The organism is Paenibacillus sedimenti (genome assembly GCF_014534655.1).
Lineage (GTDB): Bacteria > Bacillota > Bacilli > Paenibacillales > NBRC-103111 > Paenibacillus_E > Paenibacillus_E sedimenti.
In genome coordinates, this window is the sequence record NZ_JACVVD010000009.1 from 67,585 (window position 1) to 81,663 (window position 14,079).

At 44.9% G+C, this 14,079-nt stretch carries 12 protein-coding genes; 2 read left to right on the forward strand and 10 right to left on the reverse strand.

Going from position 1 to position 14,079, the window contains the following annotated elements; translation table 11 throughout:
• Positions 1-121 precede the first annotated feature (121 nt).
• The 3 genes from ku to ICC18_RS22570 form a co-directional block, all read right to left on the reverse strand.
• On the reverse strand, positions 122-988 hold the full coding sequence (ku, locus tag ICC18_RS22560; protein ID WP_188176713.1) for a non-homologous end joining protein Ku: 867 nt from the start codon (positions 986-988) through the stop codon (positions 122-124).
• A 144-nt stretch (positions 989-1,132) separates the two neighbouring features.
• Entirely contained in the window at positions 1,133-1,471 is a 339-nt protein-coding gene (locus ICC18_RS22565) for a YmaF family protein (protein WP_188176714.1), read from the reverse strand.
• Positions 1,472-1,688: 217 nt separating this feature from the next.
• The gene (locus ICC18_RS22570; protein WP_188176715.1) at positions 1,689-2,498 is read right to left on the reverse strand and encodes a class I SAM-dependent methyltransferase; all 810 of its coding nucleotides are present in this window, start codon (positions 2,496-2,498) and stop codon (positions 1,689-1,691) included.
• 425 nt (positions 2,499-2,923) lie between these two features.
• Here ICC18_RS22570 and ICC18_RS22575 point away from each other — a divergent pair, with 425 nt between their 5' ends.
• Positions 2,924-3,160 (forward strand): YczF family membrane protein, encoded by a 237-nt coding sequence (locus ICC18_RS22575; protein ID WP_188176716.1) that lies wholly within the window; start codon positions 2,924-2,926, stop codon positions 3,158-3,160.
• On the opposite strand, the gene ICC18_RS22580 is transcribed toward ICC18_RS22575, so the two are convergent.
• From ICC18_RS22580 to ICC18_RS22610, 7 genes are all read right to left on the reverse strand, one after another.
• On the reverse strand, positions 3,157-4,377 hold the full coding sequence (locus ICC18_RS22580; protein WP_188176717.1) for a Ger(x)C family spore germination protein: 1,221 nt from the start codon (positions 4,375-4,377) through the stop codon (positions 3,157-3,159). The two genes, ICC18_RS22575 and ICC18_RS22580, sit on opposite strands and share 4 nt — an antisense overlap.
• On the reverse strand, positions 4,374-5,990 hold the full coding sequence (locus ICC18_RS22585) for a spore germination protein (RefSeq protein ID WP_188176718.1): 1,617 nt from the start codon (positions 5,988-5,990) through the stop codon (positions 4,374-4,376). The genes ICC18_RS22580 and ICC18_RS22585 overlap by 4 nt, the downstream gene beginning before the upstream one ends.
• A 32-nt stretch (positions 5,991-6,022) precedes the next feature.
• Positions 6,023-7,132 (reverse strand): GerAB/ArcD/ProY family transporter, encoded by a 1,110-nt coding sequence (locus tag ICC18_RS22590; RefSeq protein ID WP_188176719.1) that lies wholly within the window; start codon positions 7,130-7,132, stop codon positions 6,023-6,025.
• Positions 7,133-7,360: 228 nt separating this feature from the next.
• Entirely contained in the window at positions 7,361-7,561 is a 201-nt protein-coding gene (locus tag ICC18_RS22595; protein WP_188176720.1) for a cation transporter, read from the reverse strand.
• 183 nt (positions 7,562-7,744) lie between these two features.
• On the reverse strand, positions 7,745-8,635 hold the full coding sequence (locus tag ICC18_RS22600; protein ID WP_188176721.1) for a LysR family transcriptional regulator: 891 nt from the start codon (positions 8,633-8,635) through the stop codon (positions 7,745-7,747).
• A gap of 159 nt (positions 8,636-8,794) precedes the next feature.
• Positions 8,795-11,155 (reverse strand): immune inhibitor A domain-containing protein, encoded by a 2,361-nt coding sequence (locus ICC18_RS22605; protein WP_376745661.1) that lies wholly within the window; start codon positions 11,153-11,155, stop codon positions 8,795-8,797.
• Positions 11,156-11,503: 348 nt separating this feature from the next.
• Entirely contained in the window at positions 11,504-12,406 is a 903-nt protein-coding gene (locus ICC18_RS22610; RefSeq protein ID WP_188176722.1) for an ArsR/SmtB family transcription factor, read from the reverse strand.
• 148 nt (positions 12,407-12,554) lie between these two features.
• Between ICC18_RS22610 and arfA the strand changes: the two genes are divergently transcribed.
• Complete coding sequence (gene arfA, locus ICC18_RS22615) at positions 12,555-14,063, forward strand: arabinosylfuranosidase ArfA (protein WP_188176723.1); 1,509 nt, start codon at positions 12,555-12,557, stop codon at positions 14,061-14,063.
• Positions 14,064-14,079: the final 16 nt, after the last annotated feature.

Sequence of the window (14,079 nt, forward strand, 5' to 3'; positions counted from 1 at the left end):
AAAAGCGGTTTCAATAATTACTCGGATTATAGCATGGCGCATAGTATGAATCTATGGGGGGAAGCGCTCATCACATACATCAATCAGCTCATGTTGCAGAGGTTAATCAAGGTCCCACTAATTATCTCAGCCGTCTCGGTCTTGCTGTTGAAGTGGCTGTAAGAGCTCCATTCGGAAGCATCGATGCTGCAGGAAAAACAACCGGAGGAGTGTCCGGAACCATCACAGCTGGTTGGCGGTGAGCCGCTAAACTTTGTTGAAGTGCTTCCATCAGATCAATGACTGGGGAAATTTGAGGCTGCTCAATCGCCCTGTTTTGAATCTTGGCTTGAATGAGCTGTTGGAGTGCAGCTTCATAGTTGCTTCGATAATCGTTTCGGAATACCCCGCAGATTTGGTTGATTAATTGCACGGCCATTTGAAGCTCGGACTCGGTAAACTGCCCATCCCCTTCAAGTCCAGGCACTTCTCTCACAGCTCGTATTTCCGCTGGATAATAAATGAAGTTCAGTACAAGACAGTTGCGATGCAATCTAAGGACGGCCAAATGCTCACTTGTTCGAAAGGCGATCTTGGCTACTGCAACCATTCCCGTTTGTCTCATAGCAGCATGAAGAAGTTTATACGATCTGCCGCCGAATTCAGCCGGTCCCAAATAATATGCATTTTCGTAATAAATCGGATCTATGCTTTCCTGGTCCGTAAAGTGAAGTATTTCAATCGTCCTCAACGTAGGAAGTGGCAGCTTGTCCATATCTTCGTCCGTCATCGTAATGTAATTCCCTGGTATATACTCGTAACCTCGTATGATCTCTTGCTGCTGAACCTCGCGGTGACACGAGGGACACCATTTTTTGTACTGTATGGGCTGCTGACAAGATGCATGCAAGCTACGAAAACTTGTCTTTTGCTTTTCCGTCGCTTTATACATGCTAACCGGAATATTCACCAACCCAAAGCTGATTGTGCCTCGCCACATTGCCCGCATATTCAGTCTCCATTTCCATTTTTCCTTACATTTCCCTTAAGTGAGCAATATTAACCAAAGCTCGCGACAGCTGCCAGGTGAAGCAAAATAAAAAAAGCCCCACCAGCTTGAAGCTAATGGGCAATTGAATTAAAAAATTTGACATTATTTCGAACCAGGTGCAGGCATATCTACGCCAGTAATATGATGTTTATGTCCTGCGTCTTCAGTCGTATAAAAATCATAATAATGAACATGCATACCATTACCGACTGGTATTGCTGGCCCCGAATAAGCTTTATAATAATGAGTATGACCATCCTCGAAAACGACATACCCTTCTGTATAATGAATATGAGTTCCATCTGGTGAGGGGATTGGTGGCGAAGTTACATCCAAGCATTGATGGACATGATTATTTTCAATTGATGTGTAATCGACAGATCCATGAGTATGATGTGGCACAAAGCCATTCACAAATGTTTCTTTATTAATTTGAACCATATAATGTAACACTCCTTTAAGTTTATAGCCTATAGCCTATAGTATGCAAAAGCCCATTAATAATGTTCCACTTATATTGAATCACCTAGTAAAAGCAAAAAAAGCCCCCACCAGGCAATTAAAACATCACCGTCATTTTCGAGTAAACGAAAAAAATCCGGGGATGACTGACTTTTTCCGGCGGATTTTTTTTATCTTCGCTAATTAGGCCACGCTCCTACAAATCTTTTCGACGGGCGACATGGAGAACAGCGCCCCAGTGGCGGCGAACCGACTTTTCAAGGCGACTATTAAGGAGGACTCGGATTTCGTTAAAGAGTTTTTCTCGTTTCCATTCCTTCATAAGTATGTGTCCGGAGAAGGTTTCTAGGAGTTTAATGTACTCGTCAACATGATAAATGCGCTCCCAATCGAAATGTCGTATGTGAACAACTTCAAACATGCAACTCTTCTCAATCTCATCGCTTTGTACGTGAAGTTCCCCTGGTCGCGGCCAATCGTTGTTGTCTACCGATTTACCTTCGTTGATCTCATAATAAACGGTTTGAATTTCACGGAAGAATGGGTCTCCACCTTCTGGAAAAACGTGATCTGCGTTCCAAAATGCCAGGTGTCCGCCGGGACGAAGGGCCTGCCATGCCTTCATGTACCGAACTTCGGGATCAACCCATTTCCAAGCGGTTGCAGCGAAAACCAGATCAAACCCTTTCTCCGCCTCCGGTTGCCAGTCTTCGAAGCTCCCGTTGATTATGTCAACGTCCATTCCGACAAGATTTTGACGGGCAACTGCAGCGAGCTCAGCGCCAAGTTCAACACACGTGATTTTAAATCCGCGCTTGGCTAACGGGAGAGTAGCCTTTCCTGTAGCACAACCGACTTCCAACAAATGATCACCTGGATTCAAATTTGTCGCATGGATTAAATCATCGAATAATTCTTCCGGGTAATCCGGACGCGCCTGCTGATAAATATTCGCGGATTGTTCAAATGTCTCGCGCAATTTTTTATTATCATTCTTCGAGGTCATAATACCTCCTTATACTCAACTTCATTTTGGACAACTTCCCCCGACGGCAAGACGATTATATCCAAGCGAACTTTATAGCCCGTTAGCTGAGAAGGCCGCCGGTCTTTATGATGTCGGCAGCCTTCTCAAGATCCTCAGCTGCTGATACACCCCCAATGGTAATTTTTAGTATATTAACTCTATTTGTAGTTATATGCAATAACTTTTTATTTGTGTTGTCACAGCTTTGGAAATCAATTATCAATATTAAGATTTTTTCAATACTGCATTTATTGTTTAGCATGAATAATGGATTCATTAAAGCTATGTTGATCATGGGTATTTCACTTGCATTGGTTCCGGTTAACATTCTCAGTATAAAATAACTGGAATAGAGCATAATTCTTTCTTGGAGTCGAAATATCCATAATGGAGATGATTTACCGATGAAGATTTTGGTTGCCTATTTCGTGCTTTTTTTATCAACCTTGGTTTTTTTGGTTTTTATGGATATCCTTTCAGGCATGAAACTTTGGGAGGCGATCGAGATTCTCAAAGAATCGTTGTCCGTCACCTCCAAAGCGGAAAACGCAATTATCCTCGTTGCGTTATTCGTTCCGTTTTATTCGCCCCTGACGGCTTGGATTAAGCGCAGGAAAAGGCGCAGCCAAAGTCCCGGTTAATGCGCGCTCTGCTCTTTCTTCAAATACGGTTTCGTTCTCATGCCAGTCCGCCTAACGTATGCTTGTACCTGAACTTCGATTTTGCTTTCCGCAAACATGGTAGGCCAATCTTTCTCCATTTTGCTCCATCCTTTAGGATAGGTTCGTTTCACGGCATCACCAAAACCGAATATATCAATCTTCTTGGATTGCGCGGCTTTTATCGATTCCATGACTTCCTTTTTCGTCTCATCCGCCCATTGATTCTGCAGCTTCACGATTTCTTCCCTTTTGCTTAAGTCAACAGGGCAATGTACCTCGGTCACATTTCCTTCTTCCCGTATGGCGATATGGAACACGGGATTATCGTTTTCCATACGTACTTTGATCTGCGTGTTGGACCGAATCAGCTCGATGGAGGTTCCTTCCTTTTTATCTTCGCAAGGAATGTTTACTACAGTGCTTTTCATTTTGTTCAAGATCCATAGGACCCCCCGTGCCTTGTCTCCATCCAACCAGTGGACCAGCTTTCCTTGCTCAAAAAGAGCAACCCCCCTGATCACTAAATAAGAAGGCAATTTCGTTTTTTCCAAATTGGATTTGGATCCCCCTATTTTGGGATCTTCGGTGATGAGCACGCCGCTAATAGCCGGTTCACCCGGCCCGGACAACGCTTTTATGACATCCTTTACTTCAGCATTGACGGTCTGCGCCCATACTCTTGTTGTGATTTCCATTCTTTTCGATATCCCTTTGGCAGTTGTGCTTTCCAGCGGCAAGATCATTTTTAAAACCGATTCGGCATCGGTTTCGCGGGAAATGATGATTGGAGAATTAAGGCGGAATTCGTGAGATCTTTCAATCACATCGAACAAATCCTGGATTCCTTCCTTTGCTAAAGACTCGCTTATAACGATCAATTGAATATGAGCAAAAAATAGCTGCCTCGATACTTTCTGTGATGTTTTCCGCAGAGCACTGAACACGGTGTGGCCGGTATCCGAATAGACCGTAACCGGCATGGCCCCCCTTCCTCCTCCGCTTCGCGATCCCATGGATATGGCACCTGGATTTACAATTTGGAAGGACACCCGGTATTGGTTCGTTTCCGGCATTTTGTCGATTCCCATACCTACCACAATCCCCATATCACTTAATTCCCTGCTATTCCAGCAACCCGCCAACAGGAGCGACAGGCACAATAGCAGGAAGATGGAAGAAAATTTCGTTGCTCTCATGGCGATTTCCTTCCGGTTTGAATGTTTTGAGCAGCTGCGTGCCCTTCGGATTCACCCATTCGCATAGTATTTTTTTGACTGATCAAACGCGGGCGTGAGAAAAGGTTCTTGATAGGGAAACGAATCAAGATATCCTTGTGATCTTCGGAAATCAACGGGGCCAAAGGGGCCATGTAAGGAATCCCGAAAGAACGCAACCCGCACAAATGCCCGATTGCGATAATGCTTACGATCGCAACGCCGTAAAAACCGAGGATTGCGGCGGAAATCATCATCGTAAATCGAAGCAATCGGGCAGACAACGCCATTCCGTAAGCCGGGGTCGAAAAGCTGGAAATCCCCGTGATCGATACTACAATAACCATCGCAGATGATATGATGCCCGCTTCTACCGCGGCTTGTCCCAGAACTAGAGCGCCCACAATGGAAACCGCTTGGCCGATGGCCCGCGGCATGCGAATGCCGGCCTCCCTTAAAATTTCAAATGCCACTTCCATGATCAAAGCCTCGACAAGGGCCGGGAACGGTACGGTATCTCTCTGTGCGGCCAAGCTGATCAATAGCTGCGTCGGGATCATTTCTTGATGAAACGTAATGGCGGCTATGTAGATGGAGGGGCCGAATATCGAAATGAGAAACGCCGCATATCTTAACAGGCGGATTGCGCTGGCAATAATATATTGCTGATAATAATCTTCCGTTGCCTGAAAAAACATAAAAAACGTAGCCGGAGCGAGCAGGACAAAAGGAGTACCGTCCACAAAAATGGCAATTCGTCCTTCCAACAGATTACCCGCAACCGAGTCCGGACGCTCCGTATTATACATAGTTGGAAAAGGGGTGTTAATGTTGTCCTCGATCAACTGCTCGATGTAGCCGGATTCCAGAATCGAATCGAACTCAATATCGCTCAGCCTTTTCATGATTTCCTGCACAATCTTGTCGTTTGCCAACCCATTGATATACATAACGGCAACATCGGTTTGGGTCACGCGGCCGACCTGCATGGTCGTAAGCCGCAGGTGAGAGCTTCTGATTCTTCGGCGGACAAGAGCGACATTCGTCCCGATCGATTCGGTAAATCCATCCTTGGGACCGCGAATGACCACCTGGGCGGACGGCTCCTCTACGCCTCTCATCTCCCCTCCTCTCGTGCCGCAAACCAATGCTTCCGTACAACCATCCACGAAGATGACCGTATCTCCGGACAGAATGGACAAGATGACCCCGTCCCAATCTTTCTTGATTTCGATTTCTCCGATCATCAAGGCATTCGTTTTGATGAAATTGAACAGAGGTTTGTCCGCCGTCGTGTCTTGAGTTGACCTATCGTCCATATCGATTAATAAGGCATGAAGAATAAACTCATTGACCATGTTCTTATCGGTAATTCCGTCGGTAAATACCGCGGCGACCTGCGTACGAGAGCTTCCAACCTCGAATTGGCGAATCGTAATATCGGGGCTCGTACCAAGCAGCAACAGGAGATGCTGAAGATTATCCGCTAAACTTGGCTGAAGGGGAAGTTTTCCTGTTAAGGGATGGCCGCCTTCAGCACCTGTTTTTCCGGAGAATACTCTCCCTTTGCTTCGATATTTGTTCCAAGGAAACATCAATTCCACCCTTTTCTTGTTATCAGCACCGGTTAATTCGCAGGATAAAGGTTCAAGCGCTTGCGTATCCAATGAATAATAATAGCGAGTACCGGGATAACAACACTTAAGCTCGGTAAGATAATCTCCAAACCCACTTGACCTTCCTCGTTATGCTCCGGAAAACTCCATGCCGACATGATCGAGAGAAAAAGAACGACGATCCCTACCGGATAGGCCAGCTTCCGCTGCTCCGCTATTTTGAAAATATCGGATACCAGTGCCATTACGGCATAACAATAAACCGACATTTTGAAAAAAACGCCGATAATCAACGTTAGCATTACAATAGCGTCCAAACGCTGCAGGAACTCCCCGATTCTTACGATGCTGATCGTCGTAAAAAGAGGAAATGTGGTACGGGAGTATATCTCGTCACCTAGTACGGCGACATCCATGGCATGTGTCATGCTTAATATGGCGGCGCTGATGATAATAGCCGTCAAACCGATTTTTCGAGCCGAGTGCACATTGTTCAAGTGCGGAAGTATGGTAGTGAAACAGATCAGCTCGGAAAAAGGAAAAGTAAAAATATACGGGTAGGCCGATCGCAGAATGCTCGTCCATCCTTCACCTGTCAACGGAAGCAGGTTCCGCGGTTCGAACACCCCTGACAGGAGGATCGTGAGGGTGGCTATAGAAGCTAATGTCAGAATGATAATAATGTAAATTTCGGCCAAACGAAAGAACACTTCGATACCTTTATGCAGGATATAAATGACTGCCGCGATCATGACGGCGTGGACCACTAGACTTGGCGTACGGTCATAGGATGCCGAAATCAGCAGATCCCCACCTTCACGCAAAATTCGGGCGGCATTATAAACGAAATAATTGATGTAGATCAAACTAAACAGCGAGCCAATATAATTGCCGAAAATGACACGTAAATATCCGCTCAGGATTAGATCGGGATACTGCCGCAACAAGTAGTCATATAACAGATACAGTAAAATACCTGCCGGCATCGCAATCAGGATAGCCAGCCAGACGCCTTGCCCCACCCGAAACCCGATGGGAACAACCAAGGCGGTACCGAAAGCTTCGAATAATAAGAGCATGGCAAACAACTGATTCGGGTTGATGACTGTTTTTCCCGACATTTCATCCCACATCCTTTTGCCTCTATGGCTCTTCCTCTAAAAGACATATTATATTTTTCCAATTAATCCTGTTTTTATGAATTGCTGAAAATCGAAACATACCCCAATGGTCGGCTCTAAACAGGCTCGCGGTAATCGGTACATATTCTTGACATCGATCAGTGACAAGAATTTGTTCCGAAAAATAAAAAAGCCGCCGGAATGTCCAGCGCTTTCTTATCCGTATGTTTACACTACCTTATAACCTTGTTCCTCGATGGCATCCTTAATATTGTTCATGGAAAGCTGACGTTCGTCGTACTGGACAGTTACAGTTTGTACCCCGAGATCAACATGTCCTTCGGCACCGATATTCCTTAACGCTCCCTCCACAGAATTCACACAATGCTCGCCGGTCATACCTGCGACTTTCAATGTGGCCTGGCTCATACTCTTCTCGCTCCTTTACTGACTTATTTTTCCATCATTTATTATATTTTCTTTATATGCGACAGTTCATTCATTCTAATGCCAAATTCAACAAACGTTTTTATTAACCCAAGCGTTATGTCAGGCTTATATTTGCAAAATCAGTTTTCCGACCGTATTTTGAATGACTCCCACCTGCAATCTCTACGTGTCAGTTTGTTTGGATATCGCCCCAAAATATTCTACAACTACCTCTCGGAATTCCATAGCAGCCCGCGAAATGTACCGACTTCTGTGCCATAATAAAGCAATCTCACGTACCAATTCGTGTTCCTCTACTTGGAGATATTGGATATGTTCCCGTGAATTCATTGCCGTACTTGGTATGAAGGCAATGCCAATTCCGGCTTCCACAAGAGCGCTTAGTCTGGTAGGCTCATTTCCCTCATACACATATTTAGGTTCAAATCCAGCCGATTTGCATACGGAGTCTACTAAATCGCGAGTACGATAGCCTCTCTTTACACCGACAAACCATTCATCCTTAAGCTCTGTCAAGGGTACGCTGCTTCGGTCTGCCAGCCGATGCCCCTTTGGAACAGCTACAAGGATGGGGTCGATGAACACGGTTTGACATTCAATGTCATCCCCTTGTATTGGAGGCGAGGACAAGCAGAAATCGACCTCTCCTCGATGCAGAAGCATAACCATTTCCTGCGTGGTCAGCATTTGCACATGAAATTGGATATGGGGATGCCTTTTCCGAAACTCTCGAAGGATATTTGGCAACGTACTTGCATTGGTCACCGCCAATTCGATTGTGCCATGTTCCGGGCTGGACAAATCACTAATCTCCTGCTTTCCCTGTTCCAATTCAAACAAAGCCCTTTCCGCACGGCGAAGGAACCTGCTTCCGAACTCATTCAATCGCAGCTTCCTCCCTGTTCGATCGAATAGAGGGACCCCTAGATCCTCCTCCAGTCGTTGAATCGTTTTGCTTAGCGACGATTGAGTAACGTGCAGACTTCGTGCAGCTTCGGTCACATGTTCCAATCGAGCTACCGCGAGAAAATATTGCAATTGAAGAAGTTCCATTTCGTACCCTCCATTCATTCCCTCATGTCAATGAAATGATAACATAAAATGCGTTGGAATAAATATTCGATTTTCAAGTGCGATGACATCAATAATGCGATTCGTTCATAAAAAAAAAAGGAGCCACGCAGAATGCGGGCTCTCGTTAACTAAATATCCTTACTTATGAATCCAAACTAATCCGGCGGAATTGTCTTTAGCCTCACCGACAACTCGAAACTTCAATCCAAAATTCGGTACAAGACGTCCGGCGTCCGGAATTAATGCATTCATATAGCTCTTGGTATCGGAAAATTCTTCTACACCATGCATGGATTTATAATTATACTCGCCTCTAGTTGGGTTGTTGATATACCACGAAGGCGTTTTGTCCAAGGAGAAAGCTGCATCTGCAACTTGATAACGTGTCGTTTGCGCGACGGAATCCTGTCCATCTAATTTGAATATTAAAGCATCAGAATGTGAATCTACGACGCCAAGGAATCCTTGACCTGGATGGATACCGACCCAGTTGTCCAGATAACTGTCATCTGCATACCAAACCACAAGTCCGGTATTATATTTGACACCACGGCTGTAGGCAAGAGCTTTATCGGCTCCAGCGTAGTTTCTCCATTCCAAATAGTAATAGTGCTTCTTAAATTCCATACCATTCGATACAATAAAGCCGTCCAAGTTAAAACCGGAAGCGCCTTCGGCATCGTCTAAGAATACGACTTGACCATTTACGGTTAATTTCGCATTATCCATTGCAAAACCATCTAAGGCTAGCCCACCATCCGTGACGTAGTCAAATTGGAGGGTAACTTTTTTGCCGGCGAATTGGCTTAAATCATAGGACTTGTCCACCCAAGCTCCGTTTGTAGATTCCGCTCGTGCGTCGCCGTTCGTATCATTATCACCAATGATATCGAGGGTAACTTGTTCATTGTACGTTGATGCTGTAACAGTTAAGTAGTCATAGTCAAACTCTATATCATATAAAGTTTTAAAATCAAATGTAGCAGTTTGTGCTTGGGTTAAATCAAACTCAGGAGTTGAGAGTGTGTTATGAAGGTTATCGCCTTTCGTACTGTAATAATAGCGTGCACCGAATGCGGGCGGAATTCCTTGAACGGCTTTATCCGGCAAATTGACTTTAACAATGCCTGGGTTTTTCGACTTCGTTACACTTTGATCAATGATGGCAGATATACCTGATTCCGTAATGTCAGCTGCATCTATTTCACTTATATTTGCCCAGTTTCCACCCATTGTTTTCTGGAAAAATTCTTTATTTTGCGGTGAAAAAGAGCTAGGTGCCGTGCCGGCAATTTTACCGTTCCAACTGCCGCCGCTCATGATGGACCAAGAAGCAACGGGCTCACCTTGTCCGGTATACTGAGTATCGTACTCATCCGGCAGTCCTAAGTCATGACCGAATTCATGAGCAAAGACTCCTACTGCACCATCTTCAGGCTGAATGGTATAGTCATAAGCAGCCATACGGCCACCCCAATAGTCAACTTGAGCCGTTGTGCCAGCTATAGGATATACACCATTTAAAGTCCAACGGTGAGACCAAATGGCATTATCGCCTAATTGTCCGCCGCCAGCTTCTTGACCCGTACCCGCATGAATAATCATTAGATGATCAACCAGACCATCGGGTTCGTTTTGATCGCCATCCCCATCCAAATCATATAAATCAAACTTGTCATAATCAGCCAGATTAAGGCCGGTTGCTACTGCCGCATTTAGGGCATCTTTCACTAGATCACGAGGCCCTTTAGGGCTTAAATTATCATGACCGCCGGCAGGGTTATCATCTCCGTATTGAGCAGCTTGACCAGGAACGGTTAACCAATCGGATACGTATCCATCTACGGTATAACTGCCGCCGGATTGCTCTTCATAATACTGTTTGAAGGTTTGGATCTTAGAGCCATCGAATAAGGTGAAATCTGTATCTCCAAACATCAGCTTCTGATAATGATCACGGTTGAAATCATTTGCGTACATGTAACCAGGTTCTTGTATGACGTTGTTATGCTTAAAGTCAGAGAATTCAGTCAAAAGAACAAGTACTTTATCTTCACGAACAGGACCGTTGTATGTATCTTGTTTGGCCGATGGTACGGGGGTGCCATTTGGATTTCCTTTTTTATAGTTCTCCTGGCCTTTGTTCATCTGAGATAAAAGCTTAACTTTTTGCTTCGCTATAAACGCCTTCGACTTTTTATCCATCTCATCATGACTATTATTTTCTTTTGATTTAACACTTTTATTATTTTTAGCTGCTATGTAAGATTTAACTGCTTGGGCTATTTGTTCAGGTGTTGCACTCTTGCTTAATAGTCCTCTGTCCATCAATCCTTTTGCCAAACGCTCATCGTTTACAATATTCAAATCTACCGGCGGTGCTTCAAGTGCCTCTGAGTAGTCGGATCCTGATGCGAATGCAGATGATGTTGTGAAAAGTCCTGCTGTTAAACTCGTTGCTAGTAAAAATCTAGTGATTTTCAAGGTGCTTTTTTTCAATATGAAACCTCCTACATAATAGAGTATGAAACCAACCCATACATTTAACCAATGGTATATTAAAATTAAATAATAGTTTGACTATTCTAGTAAGTGCATTTAGTCCTGTGTATTTTGACCCAGATATTTCCTGTTTCGACTGTTTTCTTGATTTTTCGGAATATTTGTACGACAACAACCGGGGGCTGGTCGTTAATGCAGTATTTTACATACTTACAAGAACATGAAGGGTGTTTGTCCCCATCTGTTTATGGGGACAAACACCCTTCATGATTTTAATTCAGAAACATCCCAACGGAGTTCTGAGGTCAATGGCGCTCTCAATCAGTTTATATTCACTTCTTCATCTCAATCATAATAGCTTCTGATTACAATATCCTGATCATAATTACCAAACCCTTTGCCAAAAAGCGTTAACCCGCCTCGTCCCCGTTCTACATCCTCCGCGCTTATTCGGAGCGTCCAGTTTTTCGCGTACGCTTGCACATCATAGATTCGCACGTCTGAAATCCGCTGCCCGTCGATGAATGTACCACTCGCGTTTACCCTTAGAACTTTCATTAATCCGTATTGATTAACGTCCGTATGCCACCAATCCGGGGTCAGCCTGCCTCTTGTTTCGCCAAAATCGCCTGGGCTTGTCCATACTCCCAGCAGCTGGTCATTGAGAGAAAAACGTATATCAGATGGCCAATTCTCATTCACATGAGGAGCTTCGGAGCCAATTTCCATCGAGATTTCAATTTCACTCAGAATTTGATCCTTAAACAAATAATTAGGTACTTTATACTCAACGAAGCCTCTTGCAAACCAGAGAATGCCGGCATTAACCCTTTCCGGATCCATAAAATAGATCGGATTATCATAATGCCCGATCACACGATCCGTCGTGGCGATTCCACATGTCGGCCATACCTCATAATCCGTATAGTGACCGACTGGCACGGACACCTCTTTGAAGTTGTTCGTTGCCTTTTTATCAGGTGACAGCTTAATTTGCAGATATTCCGTGTTTATGAAGCAATACTTATAGGTCCCTCCGTTAACCCGCTTCATTTTACTGCCAACCAGCCCCGCTTGCTGGAGCTTACTGACATGGCTGCTGACAATCGCGCTGCTGAGAAACAGCTCGGACGCTAACTCTTTTATATGCATCTCCTTCACGAATAGTTTATCTATGATTTGCAGCCGAACCTCGCTCGCCAATGCCTCAAAAACCTGAAGTGAAGCAGAATCTGTCCTTAGATACATGTAACCACCCTTAGAATTAGCATTTTAGTGAATCCTAAATCTTATTATTGTAACTTAAATTACATTATGATACATATTAGATGAGATATCAATAATATTGAATTCATCATTTAACTAATTCAACAATAACTTAGGAGGATAATTATCTATGTCCCTTCAATCGACCATGCTTATTGACAAACATTTTACCATCTCCCCCGTCGATCCCCGTCTATACGGATCTTTTATCGAGCACTTGGGACGCGCGGTCTATGGCGGCATCTACGAGCCTGGCCACCCAACTGCAGACGAGAATGGATTCCGGCGCGATGCGCTCGAAGCCATCCGTGCATTGCAAGTTCCCATCATTCGATATCCGGGCGGAAATTTCGTTTCAGGCTATAATTGGGAAGACGGCGTTGGACCTAAGGACAAACGGAAACGACTGTTAGAGCTGGCATGGTGGACAACGGAGACGAATGAAGTTGGTACCAATGAATTCGCCGATTGGGCCAAGCTGGTTGGATCGGAAGTCATGATGGCTGTTAATCTCGGCACTCGCGGCATCGATGCGGCAAGAGACCTTGTCGAATACTGCAACCATCCTTCCGGCTCCTACTGGAGCGATTTGCGCATCTCACACGGCTATAAGGAACCTCACCGTTTTAAAACCTGGTGCCTGGGAAACGAGATGGACGGTCCTTGGCAGATCGGAGCCAAAACAGCCGTCGAATACGGTCGCTTGGCCAATGAAACTGCTAAGGTCATGCGCTGGGTCGATCCATCCATTGAGCTGGTGGCATGTGGAAGCTCATCAAGCGGCATGAGTACATTTGCAGAGTGGGAAGCGACCGTGCTGGATCTCACCTATGATAATGTTGACTATTTGTCCTTGCATACGTATTACAATAACAACAGCAACGATACAGCGAACTTCCTGGCCCGCTCGCTTGATATGGATCAGTTCATCGGAAGCGTAGCGTCGATTTGCGACTATGTAAAAGCCAAAAAACGCAGCAAGAAGAAGATCATGCTCTCTCTGGACGAATGGAATGTATGGAATTCGATTGGGTCCAGCCGCGCAGAAGAGCGCTGGCAGGTCGCCCCGCCGGAATTCGAAGATGTTTATACGCATGAAGACGCGTTGGCCGTCGGTTGCTTCCTCATCACCCTGCTTAAACATGCTGACCGCGTCAAAATGGCTTGCATTGCACAACTTATTAATGTCATCGCACCTATCATGACGGAAAATGGCGGTCCGCTCTGGCTGCAAACGACTTACTATCCGTTCCTTCATGCTTCGATATACGGCAGAGGCACCGTGCTTCATCCTATCATTTCTTCACCGAAACACGATACCAAGGATTTCACAGATGTTCCCTATCTGGAAGCTATCAGTGTATATAATGAAGAGCAGGGCCATATTACGATATTCGCTGTCAATCGTCATCTAACTGAGCGCATGGAGTTGGACGTCGACATTCGAAGCTTTGGCGAAGTCAGCTTGCTGGAACATATCGTTCTGGAGAACGAAGACCTTAAAGCGGTTAATACCAAAGCCAACCCTCGAAACGTCGTACCACACTCAGGAGGCAAAACCTCTATAGACAATGGACGCATCAAAGCCGTATTAGCCCAAGCATCCTGGAATGTTATACGTCTGCAAACGAAAATCTAAAATTTAAAAAAAAACG